The sequence below is a fragment of the Kitasatospora sp. NPDC101447 genome, assembly GCF_044767225.1.
Lineage (GTDB): Bacteria > Actinomycetota > Actinomycetes > Streptomycetales > Streptomycetaceae > Kitasatospora.
In genome coordinates this window covers 13,450-29,312 of the sequence record NZ_JBIWNL010000015.1, presented here as the reverse complement: position 1 = coordinate 29,312, position 15,863 = coordinate 13,450, and the positions used below count along the sequence as shown (strand labels likewise).

The following is a 15,863-nucleotide window of genomic DNA, read 5'->3' as shown; positions in this document are numbered from 1 at the left end:
GGATCGCCGCCCACCCGCCGACGCGTCAGCCGACGGCGCGCTTCACCAGGGCGGCGATCCGCTCCTCGACCTCCGCCGTCACCTCGGTCAGCGCGTAGTAGGCCGGCCACATCGGCCCCTCGTCCAGCTGGGCCTGGTCGCTGAAACCCAGCATGGCGTAGCGGGACTTGAACTTCTCGGCGCTCTGGAAGAAGCAGACCACCTTGCCGTCCAGCGCGTACGCGGGCATCCCGTACCAGAGCTTGGGCGCGAGGCCGGGGGCGACGGCGGCGACGATGGCGTGCAGCCGCTCGGCCATGATCCGGTCGCTCGCCTGCATCTCGGCGATCTTGGCGAGGACGTCACGCTCCGCCTCGGCGGCCTTCTCCTCCTTGGACGCCTTGCGCGCGGCCTTCTTCAACTCCTGCGCGTGGTCCTTCATCGCCGCCCGCTCCTCGGCGGAGAAGCCCTCGTGCCTGTCGGTCGCACTGCTGGTCATGGTCAGCCCCTGTCGTCTCGTCAGCCCCGGTCGGACCCGATCGCCGTGATCACATCGTGCCCGGCCCGCTGTACGGACCGCCTCCGTGCTGACCACGGAAAGCACCACGGACGGCGGACCCACGGACGGCGAGCCCCGGCCCGCCCCCGGTGTGGGCCAGGCCTGACGACGGATAACCTCGCCCGATGACCACCACGTTGAACGAATCCGTCCGCGCCCTGCTCGACGCGCCGATCCCCGCCGTCCTCGCCACCCTCAACCCGGACGGCGGCCCGCAGACCTCGGTGGTCTGGATCGGCCGCGACGGGGACGACCTGCTCGTCTCCACCGCCGCCGGGCGCCGCAAGGAACGCAACCTGCGCCGCGACCCCCGGGCCAGCCTCACCGTCTACGACCCCGCCGACCCGCTGCGCTACGTCGAGATACGCGGCCTGGCCACCGTCACCGAGGACACCGGCCGCGCCGTCGCCGTCGCCCTCGCCGAACAGTACGAGGGTCCCGGTGCCGGCCGGGAGTACCTCGACCTCCCGGCGGAGGTCCTGCGCGTCGTCGTCCGCATCACCCCCACCAAGGTGCTCGGCACCGCGACCGCCTGACCGGCCGCCACCTGACCGGCCGCCACCACATGACCGCCGCCGCGGGCGCGGTCAGGCGACGAGGTCGGTACGGGCCGCGCGGTAGCGGCCGGGGGTGGTGCCGAACTGGCGGACGAAGGCGTGCGAGAGCGCGTAGGGGCTGGCGTAGCCGACCTTGCGGGCGACGGCTTCCAGCGGGTCGGCCGTGTTGCGCAGCAGGCCCGCGGCGCGGGTCATCCGCCACCAGGTGAGGTAGGCCATCGGGGGGCGGCCGGTGAGGGTGGTGAAGCGGCGGGTGAGGGTGGCGCGCGAGACGCCGGCGTGGGTGGCCAGGGTCTCGGTCGTCCAGGGGTGGGCCGGGTCCTCGTGGACGGCGGCGAGCGCGGTCGCCACCACGGGGTCGGTCAGTGCGGCGGCCCCAGCCGTCGGCGCCGCGCCGGGTGGTCCAGGCCCGCACCAGGTAGACCAGCAGCAGGTCGATCAGGCCTGGTACGGCGAGTTCGCCGCCGGGTCGGGAGGCGGTCAGTTCGCTGCTCAACAGGTCGACGGCGGCGCGTAGTTCGGGGTGCTCGCCGGTGCGGGTGGGCAGGTGGACGACCTCGGGCAGCTCGCGCATCAGCGGGTGCCCGAGCCCGTGGTCGAGGCGGTACTTGCCGCACAGCAGGTCGGCCGCACCGGGAGCGCCCGGATCGGGAGCACCCGCACCGGTCGCACCGGCACCGGCACCGGCAGCATCAGCACCGGACGCGTCCGCACCGGCGGCGTCCGGGCCGCTGCCGGGGCGCCGTCGGGGGCCGATCAGGGAGTCCAGCTCCGGCAGGCGCGCCGCCTGGGCGGCGGTCAACTCCCCGTCGGACAGGGCGTGTCCGCTGCCGTGCGGCAGCAGCACCGCGTCGCCGGGGCCCAGCCGCAGCGGCTCGCCGCCGTCGGCCAGCAGCCAGCAGCTGCCGGACAGCACCACGTGGAAGCCCGCGCCCGCGTAGGAGGGGATGCGCGCGCCCCAACGCCCCGCCACGCGCAGCCGGTTGGAGGCGGGCCGGCCCGCCCGTACGGCGGCGATCGCGTCGCTGACCACGTCCATCCGGCCATCGTAACCGCCCCGAACGCCTCCGCCGGGACGCCGGTGATGAGCCGTTCGCGTATCGGAGCGAGCCACTGGCGCATTGAGCGGCTCACCCGGCCTCCCTAGGCTCGTCACCGAAGGTCGGACGCCGAAGGTCGGACGCCGAAAGTCGAAGACCGAGACCGAAGACCGAAGACCGAACACCGAACACCGGACCGACGGACGACAGATGGAGGGGGCGAGCCGTGGAGCGGATCGTACTGGGGGACGTGGAGATCATCCGGGTGCTGGAGTTCCAGGGGCCGTTCGCGCCGGCCGCGGAGATCGTGCCCGAGCTCGGCGAACCGGCCTGGAGCGCCGACGCCGCCGCCCTGGCGCCCGAGCACTACGACCCGGCCTCCGGCGCCTACATCGGCGCGCTGCAGACCTGGGTGGTGCGCAGCGGCGGCCGGACGGTCCTGGTGGACACGGGGGTGGGCAACGGGCGCGAGCGGCCGGCGACGCCGCTGTTCCACCGGCTCGAAGGGCGTTTCCCGGAGCTTCTGGCCGCCGCGGGGGTGCGGCCGGAGGACGTGGACGCGGTGGTGAACACCCACCTGCACGCGGACCACGTGGGGTGGAACACGGTGGAGCGGGACGGGGCGTGGGTCCCGACGTTCCCGAACGCCGTGTACTACCTGCCGGCGGCGGACCGGGCGTTCTTCGACCCGGCCGCCGGGAACGGCCCCCGCGGCGGTGACGCCGCGGGGGCCGAGGACACCGCGGAGGCGGTGCGGTGGGCGGAGTGGCACCAGGTGTTCGAGGACAGCGTGGCCCCGGTGCTGGCGGCCGGGCAGGCGCAGGAGTGGTCGGGTTCGCTGCGCATCGACCCGGCGCTGGTGCTGGAGGAGGCGCCGGGGCACACGCCGGGCTCGTCCGTGCTGCGGGTGCAGTCCGGCGGTGAACGGGCGGTGTTCGTGGGGGACGTGATGCACTCGCCGGTGCAGCTGGCGCACCCCAGCTGCAGCAGCTGCTTCTGCCTGGACCCGGTGCAGGCGGCGGCCAGCCGGTTGCGGGTGCTGGAACGGGCGGCGGCGGAGAAGGAGTTGGTGATTCCGGCGCACTTCGCGGGGGCGGGGGCGGCGCGGGTCGGCCGCGCGGGGGCGGGGTTCTCGGCCGACTGGGCGCGCTGACACCCGGGCCCGCCGGGCACCGGGCCTGCGGGCCCCGGGGGGAGTGCCCGGCGGTGCCCCGGCGTCGGGTCCCGTCGGGCACCGCCGGTCCTCCGCGCGGCCCGGCCGTCAGCTGAGGGTGGCCCAGGCCTGGCTGTTGGCGCTGCCGGCCGGGTTGACGGTCACCGCGGCGCCGGCACTGACGGAGGCGCTGTCGAGGGCGTACCCGGTGGCCGGGTTGGTGATCGTGTAGGTGCCGCTGCTGTTCTGGGTGACCTTCCACTTCTGGTGCGTGTCGGTGGAGTCGAAGGCCTTCAGGGTGACCTGGGCCCCGGCGGCGCCGGGGGCGGTCAGGGTGAGCGGGGTCGGGCAGCTGTCGTAGATCCTGACCGTGCCGTCCGCGTTCGTGTCGAACTTCCACCGCTCCGAGGCGTGGGTGGAGTCGTAGGTGTTGAGGTCGGCGACCACACCGGTGGTGGCGGCGCACTGGCCGGCGTGCTCCAGGGCCAGGCCGCCGCCGTCGGTGAGGGCGTGGTACTGGTTGTCGCCGACGATCGTGGGCCCGTAGTCGATGGTGTGGGCGGCCAGGTAGGCGAGCGCGGAGGCGTTGGTGGCGAGGTTGCCGGCGGGCCGTCCGGTCGTGAAGTAGTCCGCGAAGGTGGACGGGGCGTGCGTGGTGAGCACCGCGATGGTGCCGTTCCAGCCCCCGTCGAGGTTCTTCCACAGGTCGAGCAGCGAGCCGTCCACGTTGCCCTGGACCTGGTCGCCGGTGTTCCAGCCGGTGGTGTACGTGAACGGGTAGCTGCTGCCGTCCGGCCACACGTAGCGGTTGTCGCCGAGCAGGTAGGCGGCGGCGGAGTCGGCGAAGCCCTCGGTCCAGGCGCAGCTGCCGGAGCCGGCCAGGGCGATGTAGTGCGGGCTGCAGTTGGTGACGAGCGGGAACCTGCCGTCGTACAGGCGGTGCATCAGGAAGTGGCCGGACTCGTGCAGCACGGTGTGCTCGGAGTCAGGGTCGCCGGAGGCCAGGTGGACGGTGTTGGCCAGGTCGTAGTACGGGCCGTCCGAGGAACCGTCGGTCCACTGGACGTTCAGCTCCGTGCAGGCGTTGCTGTTCGCCTCGTGGGAGGACCAGCAGTCGCTGGTGGAGTTGTTGCGGTTCCACCAGATGAGGTTGACGGTGTCGAACGCGTGCCAGGCCCGGGCGGTGGCGGCGGCCGGCTTGAGCGTGCCGAGCGAGGTGCCGGCGGAGACGTTCGTCCGGACGGGGGAGTCCAGGGTGTAGGGGGTGCCGGTGGTGTCGCTGACCTTCCACAGCTTGGTGCTCTCGGTGCGGAAGCGCACCCACATGCTGCTCATGGAGGTGGTGGTGACGGGCGTGTAGCAGAGGTTGAAGCCTCCGTCGCCGACGGCGGTGTACTGGTAGTCGGCGGTGAGCTGGCGGGCGTTGTCGGTGGACTTCTCGTTGCCCCACAGCGCGACGTTGGCGTTGCGGACCGGCTTGGTCCTGGTGGGCTTCGCGGTGCCGTCCTCGGCCGACTGGTAGTCGTACTGCAGGTTGCCGCTCAGGCAGATGGGGGAGGCCGCGGCGGCGGGGGAGGCCGTCAGCGGGACGGCGGCGGTGGCGGCGAGCAGGACGGTTCCCAGGGCGGCGAGGCCGCGGGGCAGCGGGATTCCGATGGCCAAGGACGGGTTCCTTTCGGGAGCGCGGCCCCCGGGGGTGCCGCTTGCGGTTCCCTGACAGGTCGGGGCCGTCGCGCCGTTCGCCGGGGGCGCTGTCCTCACCGGGGACGGCACCGCTCGCGCCGGGGGACGGCGCCGCGATCGCCGGGCGGCGGCAGCACCGTTCGCCGACGACCGGGCCCGCAGCCAGGATCACCGCCGGTGTCCGTCGCGGTAAGAGCGCTCGGAAGCGTGGGTGCAGGCCGGTGCTCCGCCGGAATCACTTCGGTGGCGAACCGGCCTTCGCGCGCCCTCCGTACCGGCTCGCCCCTTCCGGGGATGCAGGGGGCGTTTGAACCCGTCGGCGGTGAGTGTCCGTCAGGGGGCGTCCGGCGTCCGGGCGCTCGTGTTTTGCTCGGTCGCGCAATTTCTTGCTCGGCCGAGCAAACTGCTCTACAGTCTTGCTCGGGCAAGCAAGAACCAGCTTGCACGAGCAAGGAGGTGCGGGGATGGGGCGGACGTTCACCGAGTCGGGGCGCCGGGCACAGATCGTGCAGGCCGCGATCGAGGTGGTCGCCGAACAGGGCTACGCGAAGGCGTCGTTCAGCCGGATCGCGAAGCAGGCCGGGCTGAGCAGCACCGGGATGATCTCGTACCACTTCGCGGGCAAGGATGACCTGATGCACGAGGTCGTCGCCGAAGTGACCAGGGTGACCGGCGCGTTCATGGCGCCCAGGGTCGGCGCCGCCGAGGGTGCGCGCGCCCGGCTGCGGGCGTTCGTCGAGGCCAACGTCGAGCTGCTCGCGGTCTGGCCCCGGCACCTCAAGGCGCTGATCGAGGTGCTGCCCAACCTCGGCGGGGACGACCCGGCCACGGTGGGCTACAACGCCTCCCTGCAGCTGCTGATGGACGGCCAGGAGCAGGCCGTCCGCCAGGCCCAGGAGGCGGGCGAGTTCCGGGAGTTCGACCCCCGGCTGATGCTCGTCGCGCTGCGCGGGGCGGTCGACGCCGTGGTGATGCGCTGGGTGGGCGATCCCGCCTTCGACGTCACCGCGGCCGGACGCGAGCTGGCGGACATCTTCGACCGGGCCACCCGGGCCGAACCGTAAGCGGGACGCCGGGGCCGACGGGCCGGCGGGGCGCACAGGACAGGGGAGAGGCAGTCATGGGAGGGGCGAGTGTGATGGGGGAGACCGTGAGCAAGCCGGCCGGACAGGAGACCGATCCGCAGGGCACCACGCCCGGGTCCGCACCGAACGGGTCCGCACCGAACGGGTCCGCACCGAACGGGTCCGCACCGGACAAGGACCACAAGGCCCGGGCCGCCAAGCGGCTGCTGGCCCGGTCGCTGGTCCTCGAACTGGCGCTGCCCCTCGGCGGGTTCTACCTGCTGCACGGCCTGGGGCTCAGCCAGTGGGCCGCGCTCCTGATCAGCGGCCTGCTGCTGGTGCCGTGGCTGGTGCTCGGCATGGTGCGCAGCCGCCGCATCGAGGCGATGCCGGCCTTCACCCTGCTGATGATCGCGCTCGGCGCGCTGATGGCGACGGTCAGCGGCAGCCCCCGGGTGCTGCTGGTGCGCGACAGCTGGGTGTTCGGCGTGCTCGGGCTCTGGGTGCTGGGCACCCTGGCGACACGGCGTCCGTTCATGCTGACCGCGGCCCGGTCGATCGTCGCCGCCAAGCTCGGCGAGGCGGGCGCCGAGGAGTGGGTGGGGCGCTGGGACCACGACGCCGTCTTCCGCCGCCACCTGCGCACGCTCACCGCCGTCTGGGGCCTCGGCTTCGCCGCGGACGCCGGGATCCGGGTGACGCTGGCCTGCACCCTGCCGGTGGACGTGGTGCCCCTGGTGAACTCGCTGCAGTGGCTGGTGGTGCTGGGCGGGCTGTTCGGCTTCCACTTCTGGTACGTCAACCGCCACGGCCTCAAGGTCTGACGGCAGACCACCCCCTCGGACAGCAGCCGCGGAGCACCCCCGGGAACACCCCGGAGCACCTCGGAAGACCCCCGGGAACACCCCGGACACGCGCCGGCGGCGCGCGGTACCCGTCCCACCGGGCACCGCGCGCCGCCTTCGCCGGTCCGGGCGCAAGCGGCGACGCCGTTCACGTCGTCCGCGTCCACCGCGCCCCGGGCCCGTCCGCCGCCCGCCCGGACCCGGTCCGGGCAGGCGGCGGCCGGGCTTCGTCAGTCGTTGCTCCAGGTGGCGCCCGAGCCCGCGAACGAGCCCGAGACGCCGTTGTCGTCGGCCAGGATCCAGAAGCCCGCGTGGGAGACCCCGTCGGGGGAGACGGCGGATTCGACAGCGGCCACGCCGGCGCCGTTCTGGTTCGCCATGAACCCGCCCTTGCCGAAGTCCGCGCTCAGGCCCTCGGTGGCCGAGGCCAGACCGGCGCAGCCGATGACGAGCGGGGCGGTCAGAGCGCCGACGGCCAGAACACGCTTGAAAGCACGCATGGGAATCTCCTCCACGGAGTTCAGGATTGAAAGGGACGGCGCCGATCGGCCCGTCACGACTTCAGACAGCCATGCGCCGCGACCCCCCGCAAGCGCTGCCGCCGCCCGGGCGGACCTCACAGCTCGTCAGAAACACCGCGCCGACCTGCGGAAATACGGATCCGACGGGCACCTTCCGGGGATCAGTCGGGCGGAGCAGGCGCATGGGCCCTTCCACGTACCCGGGCAGGAGGCGGGAATCCGCCCCCGGTGCCGGCGCCCCGGACACCACCCCTGATCTGCCCGGATACCCCGGCGGCCACCCCGCCCCGCCCCCTGCCCGGGCCCCTGCCCGCCGCCACCACCCCCGCCGCCACCACCCCCGCCGCCACCACCCCCACCACCCCCGCCACCCCCACCACCGCGACCGCCCTCACCCCCGGCACCGCCCTCACCCCCGGCACCGCCACCGCCCACCCCGGGGCCCGGGTCAGGGGCCCCTCAGGGACAAGATCGGGGACGGCCCGGAGGCGCGGCCGCCGCCCCCGGCCCTAGCGTCGGCGCGGCGGGCGGCCGAGGCGCCGCCCCACCCGATGCCCCAGGGAGAAGGCGAGCGCGTGTTCCGGAACAAGGCTCTACCGGCAGGGACTTCGCACCAGGCCGACGCCGGTGCGACGACACCGGGCGACATCGTCCGCCTGACCGGCGTGCACAAGACCTACGGCCGCGGCGACAACCGGGTACGCGCGCTCGACGGGGTGGACGCCGCCTTCGCGGCCGGCACCTTCACCGCCGTCATGGGCCCCTCGGGCTCCGGCAAGTCGACGCTGCTGCAGTGCGCGGCAGGCCTCGACCGGGTCGACGCGGGCCGGGTCCTGCTCGACGGCACACCGCTGCACGAACTCTCCGAACGCGCCCTGACCGTGCTGCGCCGCGCGCACATGGGCTTCGTCTTCCAGTCCTTCAACCTGGTCCCGGCGCTGACCGCCCGACAGAACGTCGAGCTGCCGCTGCGCCTGGCCGGGCGCCCGCTCGACCCGGCCGCCATCGACCTGGCGCTGGCCCGGGTCGGCCTCGCCGAGCGCGGCGGCCACCGGCCCGCCGAGCTCTCGGGCGGCCAGCAGCAGAGGGTCGCCGTCGCCCGCGCCCTGGTGACCGGGCCCAAGGTCGTCTTCGCGGACGAGCCCACCGGCGCGCTGGACTCGCGCACCGCCCGGGAGGTCCTGGCGCTGCTGCGCGACGTCGTCGAACAGCAGGGCCAGACGGTGATCATGGTCACCCACGACCCGTCGGCCGCCTCGTACGCGCAACGGGTCCTCTTCCTCGCCGACGGCGCGGTGACCGGCGAACTGATCGGGCCCACGGCCGAGACGGTGGCCCTGCGGATGGCCGCACTGGAGCCCGGCGACAGCGGGACGCACCCGTGCTGAGGATCGCCGCCGCCACCCTGCGCCGACGCCTGACCGGCTTCCTGGGCGCCTTCGTCGCCCTCGCCCTCGGCACGACGATGGTCGGCATGATGACGCTGACCCTGGCCGCCACCTTCGGCACGCCGCACCCGGGGCCACAGCGCTTCCCGCACGCGCCGGCCGTGGTCGCACCCCAGGGCTTCGAGGGGAACCCGATGAAGGCCCCCGCGGTCCTGCCGCCCGAGCTCGTGGCCCAGGTGACCGCGGCCGGCAACGCCACCGCCGACCGCAGCTTCCCGGTCCGCCTCACCCCCGACGCAAGCCCCGACCCCACCCCCGACCCCACCCCCGGCCGCGGTGCCGGCCCCGCCGCCCCCGCGACGACCACCGGCCACCCCTGGTCCTCCGCCGCCTTCGCCGGCTACCACCTGACGGCCGGACACCCGCCCCAGGCCCCGGACGAGATCGCCGTCGGCGGCGGCGACCCCTCCCTGATCGGACGCCGGGCCGAAGCCGCCACCCCCGACGGCACCACCCGCTACCGCGTCGTCGCCGTCACCGACGCACGCTGGTTCGAGAACGCGGTCTTCTTCAGCGACACCGAGGCCCGACGCCTGTCACCCGGCGTCAACGCCCTGGTCACCGACGCCGACCCCGCCCGACTGGCCACCCTCCTGCACGGCCGCGCCGTCCTCCTCGACGGCGACGGCCGCACCCGCCTCGACCCCGACCCCACCGGCGGCGCCCAGGCACTGGCCGACGCCCAGGCGATGGCCGGCAGCACGACCGGACTCGCCGTCTGCGTCTCGGTGTTCGTCGTCATCGCCACCTTCGCCTTCGCCACCGAACAGCGCCGCCGCGAACTGGCACTGCTGCGCCTGGTGGGCGCCGCCCCCCGCCAGGTGCGGCGCATGGTGCTCGGCGAAGCACTCCTGATCGGCCTGGCCGCCGCCACCGCCGGCTGCGCCCTGGCCCCGCTGTGCACCGTGCCGCTGCGCTCCTGGATGCTCGGCCACCACGTGGCCCCGTCCTGGTTCACCGTCCCGCTCAACCCGCTGCCGCTGCTGGTCTCCTTCGTCGTCGGGGTGGCCGCGGCGCTGGCCGGCTCGGCGGCCACCCTGGTGCGGGTCTCGCTGATCCGCCCGATCGAGGTCCTGCGCGAGGACGCGGTGGAGCGCCGCACGATGACGCCCGTACGCCGCCTGCTGGGGGCCGCCCTGCTGGCCGGCGCGGTCGCCACCGGGGCCGTCATCGCCGCCACGCAGCCCTACCTGGCGGCCAGCGCCCGCAAGTACCAGGCCGTGCCGGTGCTGTACGTCGGCGCGGTGGCCCTGCTGGCCCCGGTCCTGCTGCGGCCGGTCACCGCCCTGCTGACCGGCCCGCTGCGCCGCTCGGCCAAGGCCGGCCCGATGCTGGTGCGGGCGAACGTGCTGACCTCCCGGCGGCGTACGGCCGCCACGGTGGCGCCGGTCGTGGTGGCCGTCGGCCTGGTCGCCACGCTGCTGACGACGCAGGGCTCCGGGGACGCCGCGGCGCTCGCCCGTCAGCGCCAGGAGGTCCACGCGGCGGGCGTGGTGGTGCCCGCGGGCCCGGGGATCGACGCCCGGACGCTGGAGGGGCTTGCGGCCGTGTCCGGGGTCCGGGTCACCCCGGTCACCGCGATGAACGTCCGGATCGGCACCGCCGGGGGCGAGCAGATCGACTCGCTGAGCACGGTCGCGGTGCCGGCGTCCGCGCTGGGCACCACCGTCACCCCGCCGGTGCGCTCCGGCTCGCTCGCCGCGCCGCCCGGGGACTTCCTGGTCGTCGACGAGCACGCGGCCGAGTCCGACGGCCTGGCGGTCGGGGACCGGGTGGTCGCGCTGCTGCCGACCGGCGCGCGGGTGCCGGTGGTCGTCGCGGCGGTCGTCGCCCGCGGCCTGCGCGGCGACGACGCCTACCTGTCCTCGGCGCTGACCGGCGCGGTGCCGCCGAGCCGGGTCTACCTGGACTCCGCGGCGGGCCCGGGCCGGCCGCTGGACGAGCGGCAGACCGCCGAGGTGAACCGGGTGCTGGCCGGCTCCGGCGCGCACCTGGTGCCCTACGGCGCCTACCTGGAGGCCCAGCGCGCGCACGCCGCCGAGCAGGCGGACAACGCCGCGGTGGTCATCCTGGGGACGGCGCTGGCCTACGCGCTGATCGCGGTCGCCAACACGCTGGTCATGGCGGTGGCCGGGCGGCGGCGGGAGTTCGCCCTGCTCGGGCTGGCCGGCGCGGTGCGCGGACAGGTCGTCAAGGTGGCCGCGGCCGAGACGGCCGTCGCGGTGGTCGTCGGCACCGTCCTGGCCGCCGTGGCGACCGTCCTGGCCGCGGTGACCCAGCACGCCTCGCTGGCCCGGCTGGTGGACGGCGCGGCGACGGTCGTCCCGTGGGAGCGGATCGCGGGGGCCGTCGCCCTGTGCGCCCTCGTCGCGGTGGGCACCGCGGTGGTGGCGACCGTGCGGGCGACCCGGCGGCGGCCGGTCGAGGCCGTGGGCGCCCGTGAGTAGGACCCGGCCGCGACCGCCCGCCCGGAGCCGGCGGCTACTGCTCGATGCGCACCTTGTCGGCCTGCATCCCCTTCTGGCCCTGCACGGCCTCGAAGCTGACCTTCTGTCCTTCCACCAGGGACTTGAAGCCGCTTCCCTCGACCGCACGGAAGTGAACGAACAGGTCGGGCCCGGACTCAGGGGTGATGAACCCGTACCCCTTCTCGTCGTTGAACCACTTGACCGTGCCGTTCTGACGCTCCGCCATGTCTTCCCCTAGCCGATGTGAACCATTGCCGACCACGATCCTTTCACGTTCCGTGAGGGAACGGGTGCCAAACGTCACGCGCGTCCGGTGCCGATCACCCGCCGGCGGGGCGCGGCCCGAGCCCCGCCGGTCCGGCCGGTCAGCCGCCGCCCATGCCGCCCTGCGCGGCGATCATGGTCAGGTTCAGTCCGGCCACCGCCCGGGCCAGGCCCGGGGCCGGATCCGCGAGCCGGTCGGTGAGCGCGGCGATCCGGTCGGCGTGGGCGTGGCGGTCGTGCCGGGAGAGCACCAGCCGCAGGTGTCCGTGGGCGGCCAGCGCGGCGAGGGCGGCGTCGGTGAACGGCACCCGGGCGATGGGGGCGTCGCCGCGGACCAGGGCGGCCACCCGCGCCTGGAGGTCCAGGGCCTCGCGCGGGTCCTCCACCGTCACCGGCCGGTGCGGCACGACCGGGCCGTAGGGGTCGCGGTCGGCGACGGTCACCGCGCCGAGCACCGCGAGCCGCTCCTCGACGGCCTCCAGGGTGTCCTCGCGTCCGCGCCGGATCCACGACTTCCAGCTGCGCGGCCGCTCGGCCAGCTCGGCGAGCAGCGCGTCCAGGACGGGGTCCCCGGTGGCGGCGGAGGAGAGGATCCGCACCCGGCCCGCCGCGTCCTCGGCGGCGGCGCCGCGGTGGGCGAGCTCGGCCAGGGCGGCGGTGCGCACCAGGAAGCCGGCGCGGGCGCGGTCCTGCAGGGACTGGGCCCGGGTGTCGAAGGCCAGCAGGTAGGCGTCCAGATGCAGTCCTCGGCTCATGGCACCGACGATACGGCGCGCCCCCGGCCGCCGGGGCCCGTCCGCCGGCCGGGGCAGGGCCTGCGGCCCCGGGCCTGCCCTCGCGGCCCTGTCCCGGCGGTGGCCGCCCCCGGTAGGAAGGCAGCGTTGGCTTCGCGTAGGGACGGAGACGCCCATGCACGCACACCGCAGGCCGGAGCGGACATCCTCGGCGGGACCGCGACGCGCCGCCGGGCCGGAGGCCGGCGCGGCCGGGCGGGTGCCCGGGCGTCCGCCGTCCGCCGCCGTGCTGCACGGCCTGCAGCGCAGCGTCGGCAACGCGGCGGTGGCCAGGATGCTGGCCGGCGACGGACTCCCGGCGGCCGCCGTGCAGCGCTCCGCCGTGCACGAGGTGCTGCGCGGGGCGGGGCGCCCGCTGGACGAGCGGACGCGGGCCGACATGGAGGGCCGGCTGGGCGCGGACTTCTCCGACGTCCGGGTGCACACCGGCCCCGCCGCGAAGGCGTCCGCCGCCGGGATCGGGGCCCGCGCCTACACCTCGGGCAACCACGTGGTGATCGGCGAGGGCGGCGCGGACCGCCGTACGCTCGCCCACGAGCTGACCCATGTGATCCAGCAGCGCTCGGGGCCGGTGGCCGGCACCGACGACGGATCCGGTCTGAGGATCAGCGATCCCGCGGACCGTTTCGAACGCGAGGCCGAGGCCAACGCGGTCCGGGCCCTGGCCGCGCCGGCGGGGCGGGCGGCGGGGGAGGAGCGGGAGGCGTCCGGGCACGGCGGCGTGCGGGCCGGGGCGCTCCAGCGGGCCGCCGTCGAGGTCGCCGGCGAGGACCGGCGGACGCAGGTGGAGCAGGCCGTGCAGGAAGCGCAGGCCGTCATCGAGGAAGCGATCAGCCTGCTCTACGAGCTGCGGGAGCTGGACGACCCGCTCGGCGCGCAGGTCTTCGTGCGGTACTTCGGGGAGCACGACGACGTGGGTGTTCTCGACCGCATCGAGCGCGTGTACGAAGGCGCCTCCGACATCCTCGACACGATCGTGATCGACGACCACCAGCCGAACATGATGGTCGGCAACGAGGAGGGCGTGCACGCCTACACCGTCCAGGGCGGCCCGATCAGTGTGGCCGGCAGGTTCTGGTCCGGCAGCCAGCGCCAGCGGGCGCTGACCCTGGTGCACGAGGCGACGCACGCCGTCCACGACACCCACGACGACAGCGGCTTCGGCCGCGCGGCCGCCGAGGCCTTCGCCCGGAGCTCACCGGACGAGGCCGTCGACTGCGCCTACAACTACGAGTACTTCGCCGACGACGCGGGCACGGCCTCGCTGGGCCCGGGCAGCGACTCCGAGAGCGCGTCGGACAGCGACTCCGACAGCGACTCCGACTGATCCCCCCGGCCGCCTCCTGCCCGGCCGCCCACCCCCGGCCGCAGCCTGCCCGGCCGTCCACCACCGTCAGGTCTCCGGCGTCAGGTCTCCAGGATCAGCCGCAGCAGGTCGCGCAGGGCCTCGCGCTGCGGTGCCGCGAGCCGGGCCAGCGGGTCGCCGGCGAAGGGCATCCGGGCGCGCAGGTCGGCGGCGACGGCGCGCCCGGCCGCGGTGGCGGTGACGCGTTTGACCCGGCGGTCGGTCTCGTCGGGGCCGCGTTCGACCAGGCCGCGCGATTCGAGCCGGTCGATGATCACGGTCACGTTGGACGGCTCGGCGTGCAGGCGCTCGGCGATGCGGCGGGTGGGGAGCGGTGTCTCGGCGGCGAGCAGGGCCTTGGCCTGCAGCGGGGTCAGGTCGTGGACCGCGGCGGCGGCCTCGGACTCCTGGGCGTAGCGGCGGTTGACGGCCGCGAAGAGGCCGACGACCTCCCTGGCGAGCTCATCCGATGGATCGGGCATGGGGTCCAGCGTAGCCAGGTGCTTGACAGGGTGGAATATCGGCCCACATAGTTATGGTTCATATTGGTTATGAACCATAAGCATGCGTTCCCGAACCCCCGGAGGTTCCCCCGATGAGCACCAAGACCGTCCTGATCACCGGCACGTCCTCCGGCATCGGCCTGGCCACCGCCGTCGCCGCCGCCCGCGCCGGCTGGCACGTGATCGCCACGATGCGCGACACCACCAAGGCCGACGCACTGCTGGCAGCCGCGAAGGACGCCGGCACCACCGTCGAGGTCCGGGCGCTGGACGTGACCGACCCCGCCTCCGTCCAGGCCTGCCTGGCCGGCCTGGAACGGCTGGACGCGCTGGTCAACAACGCCGGCGCCGGCCACGTCGGCACCCTGGAGCAGGAGAGCGTCGAGGACGTGCGCGCCGTCATGGAGGTCAACTTCTTCGGCGTCCTGCACGTCACCAAGGCCGCCCTGCCGCTGCTGCGCGCGAGCGGGGGCCGCGTGCTCACCGTGACCAGCGTCGGCGGCGTGATCGGCCAGCCCTTCAACGAGGCCTACTGCGCGGCGAAGTTCGCGGTCGAGGGCTTCATGGAGTCCCTGGCCCCGGTCGCGGCCACCGCCGGGGTGTCCGTCAGCGTGGTCGAGCCGGGCGCGGTGGCCAGCGAGTTCGTCGCCAACGTGGGCCTCGCGGACGACGCCCTCGACCAGGCCGGACCGTACGCCCCGGCCCTCGCCGCCTACCTGGAGCGCACCCGCGGCGCCTTCGCCGCCGCCCAGACCTCGCAGGACGTGGCGGCGAGGATCGTGGACCAGCTCGCGGCCGAGCGCCCCGCCTTCCGGCTGCTCACCTCCGACGCCGCGAGCGCCTTCGTCGCCGCCAAGCTCAAGGACCTCGACGGTTCGGCCGTCCAGGCCCTGACCGCCGCCTGGGTCGCCGGGTGACCCGTCCCCGGGCACGCGGCTGAGCGCCGCGGACCGCCGCCGCGGACCGCCGCCCCGGCCCCGCACATGACGCAGCCCCGCACCGCGCCGGTACGGGGCTGCACGCGCGGGCGGCGTGTCACAGCAGGGTGAGGACGTCCTGGTGGGCCCCGTCGAGGACGAGGCCGTTGTCCAGCCGCACCCGGACCGTCACCCGCTTGCCCCGCTCCCGGTGGGCGTCCCACTGCGGCTCCAGCGCGGCGAGCTGCGCCTCCAGCCGTTCACGGCTCGCCGTCGGCATGGTGTGCCCGTAGTCCTCGAACAGCGCCTTGAGCCGCCGGTACTCGCGGACCCCGTCGCTCTCGGGCAGTTCCCCGTCCACCCGTTCGACGGTGCCCTCGGCCCCGGCCCCCACCGAGAGGAACCCGACGGCGACGCCGGACGCCGCGGTGACCGCCTCACCGATCCCCACGTCCTCGGCCAGCCTGACGCGCCGGCCCTCCTCCAGGGTCATCCGTCCTCCGCCTCCTCGTCGAACCACCGCACCCACCGGTGCCCGGCCTGCGGTCATTATCCGCGCCCCCCTACCCCCGCTCCCGCCCCGCCCCACCTCACCCGCCGCCCCGGGCACGCCCACCCCCTCGTCCCCTCGTCCCCTCGTCCCCTCGTCCCCTCGTCCCCTCGTCCCCTCGTCCCCTCGTCCCCTCGTCCCCTCGTCCCCTCGTCCCCTCGTCCCCTCGTCCG

The 15,863-nt window shown here is 74.9% G+C and carries 15 protein-coding genes and 1 pseudogene; 8 read left to right on the top strand and 8 right to left on the bottom strand.

Annotated features, from left to right (window positions below; genetic code table 11):
• Positions 1-25: 25 nt before the first annotated feature.
• A complete protein-coding gene (locus ACIRST_RS22040) occupies positions 26-478 on the bottom strand; it encodes an iron chaperone (protein WP_402803733.1) in 453 nt (150 codons plus the stop codon).
• A gap of 185 nt (positions 479-663) precedes the next feature.
• Between ACIRST_RS22040 and ACIRST_RS22035 the strand changes: the two genes are divergently transcribed.
• Positions 664-1,074 carry a PPOX class F420-dependent oxidoreductase gene (locus ACIRST_RS22035; protein ID WP_402803732.1) on the top strand — a complete coding sequence of 137 codons (411 nt, stop codon included), beginning with the start codon at positions 664-666 and terminating at the stop codon, positions 1,072-1,074.
• Between the two features lie 51 nt (positions 1,075-1,125).
• Here the strand turns inward: ACIRST_RS22035 and ACIRST_RS22030 are convergent.
• Positions 1,126-2,134 (bottom strand): annotated as a pseudogene (locus ACIRST_RS22030) (AraC family transcriptional regulator).
• Between the two features lie 227 nt (positions 2,135-2,361).
• Here ACIRST_RS22030 and ACIRST_RS22025 point away from each other — a divergent pair.
• The gene (locus tag ACIRST_RS22025; RefSeq protein WP_402803730.1) at positions 2,362-3,288 is read left to right on the top strand and encodes an MBL fold metallo-hydrolase; all 927 of its coding nucleotides are present in this window, start codon (positions 2,362-2,364) and stop codon (positions 3,286-3,288) included.
• Positions 3,289-3,396: 108 nt separating this feature from the next.
• Here the strand turns inward: ACIRST_RS22025 and ACIRST_RS22020 are convergent, their stop codons facing one another.
• A complete protein-coding gene (locus ACIRST_RS22020; RefSeq protein WP_402803728.1) occupies positions 3,397-4,950 on the bottom strand; it encodes an RICIN domain-containing protein in 1,554 nt (517 codons plus the stop codon).
• 485 nt (positions 4,951-5,435) lie between these two features.
• Between ACIRST_RS22020 and ACIRST_RS22015 the strand changes: the two genes are divergently transcribed.
• Both ACIRST_RS22015 and ACIRST_RS22010 read left to right on the top strand, forming a co-directional pair.
• A complete protein-coding gene (locus tag ACIRST_RS22015) occupies positions 5,436-6,035 on the top strand; it encodes a TetR family transcriptional regulator (RefSeq protein ID WP_350519585.1) in 600 nt (199 codons plus the stop codon).
• A 74-nt stretch (positions 6,036-6,109) separates the two neighbouring features.
• Entirely contained in the window at positions 6,110-6,859 is a 750-nt protein-coding gene (locus tag ACIRST_RS22010; RefSeq protein ID WP_402803726.1) for a VC0807 family protein, read from the top strand.
• A gap of 251 nt (positions 6,860-7,110) precedes the next feature.
• Here the strand turns inward: ACIRST_RS22010 and ACIRST_RS22005 are convergent, their stop codons facing one another.
• Entirely contained in the window at positions 7,111-7,380 is a 270-nt protein-coding gene (locus ACIRST_RS22005) for a hypothetical protein (RefSeq protein ID WP_402803724.1), read from the bottom strand.
• A gap of 596 nt (positions 7,381-7,976) precedes the next feature.
• Here ACIRST_RS22005 and ACIRST_RS22000 point away from each other — a divergent pair.
• Positions 7,977-8,789 carry an ABC transporter ATP-binding protein gene (locus tag ACIRST_RS22000; RefSeq protein ID WP_402803722.1) on the top strand — a complete coding sequence of 271 codons (813 nt, stop codon included), beginning with the start codon at positions 7,977-7,979 and terminating at the stop codon, positions 8,787-8,789.
• A complete protein-coding gene (locus ACIRST_RS21995) occupies positions 8,783-11,296 on the top strand; it encodes an FtsX-like permease family protein (protein ID WP_402803720.1) in 2,514 nt (837 codons plus the stop codon). Before ACIRST_RS22000 ends, ACIRST_RS21995 begins: the two co-directional genes overlap by 7 nt.
• Positions 11,297-11,330: 34 nt before the next feature.
• On the opposite strand, the gene ACIRST_RS21990 is transcribed toward ACIRST_RS21995, so the two are convergent.
• Complete coding sequence (locus ACIRST_RS21990; RefSeq protein WP_350519589.1) at positions 11,331-11,543, bottom strand: cold-shock protein; 213 nt, start codon at positions 11,541-11,543, stop codon at positions 11,331-11,333.
• Between the two features lie 139 nt (positions 11,544-11,682).
• Positions 11,683-12,336 (bottom strand): GPP34 family phosphoprotein, encoded by a 654-nt coding sequence (locus tag ACIRST_RS21985; protein WP_402803718.1) that lies wholly within the window; start codon positions 12,334-12,336, stop codon positions 11,683-11,685.
• A 154-nt stretch (positions 12,337-12,490) separates the two neighbouring features.
• Here ACIRST_RS21985 and ACIRST_RS21980 point away from each other — a divergent pair, with 154 nt between their 5' ends.
• On the top strand, positions 12,491-13,702 hold the full coding sequence (locus ACIRST_RS21980) for a DUF4157 domain-containing protein (protein WP_402803716.1): 1,212 nt from the start codon (positions 12,491-12,493) through the stop codon (positions 13,700-13,702).
• Positions 13,703-13,782: 80 nt separating this feature from the next.
• Here the strand turns inward: ACIRST_RS21980 and ACIRST_RS21975 are convergent, their stop codons facing one another.
• Complete coding sequence (locus tag ACIRST_RS21975) at positions 13,783-14,202, bottom strand: MarR family transcriptional regulator (protein WP_350519591.1); 420 nt, start codon at positions 14,200-14,202, stop codon at positions 13,783-13,785.
• Positions 14,203-14,315: 113 nt separating this feature from the next.
• Here ACIRST_RS21975 and ACIRST_RS21970 point away from each other — a divergent pair, with 113 nt between their 5' ends.
• Positions 14,316-15,140, top strand: a complete 825-nt coding sequence (locus ACIRST_RS21970) for an SDR family oxidoreductase (protein ID WP_350519592.1) — start codon at positions 14,316-14,318, stop codon at positions 15,138-15,140.
• 118 nt (positions 15,141-15,258) lie between these two features.
• Here ACIRST_RS21970 and ACIRST_RS21965 read toward each other — a convergent pair whose 3' ends face one another.
• Complete coding sequence (locus tag ACIRST_RS21965) at positions 15,259-15,633, bottom strand: hypothetical protein (protein WP_402803714.1); 375 nt, start codon at positions 15,631-15,633, stop codon at positions 15,259-15,261.
• Positions 15,634-15,863: the final 230 nt, after the last annotated feature.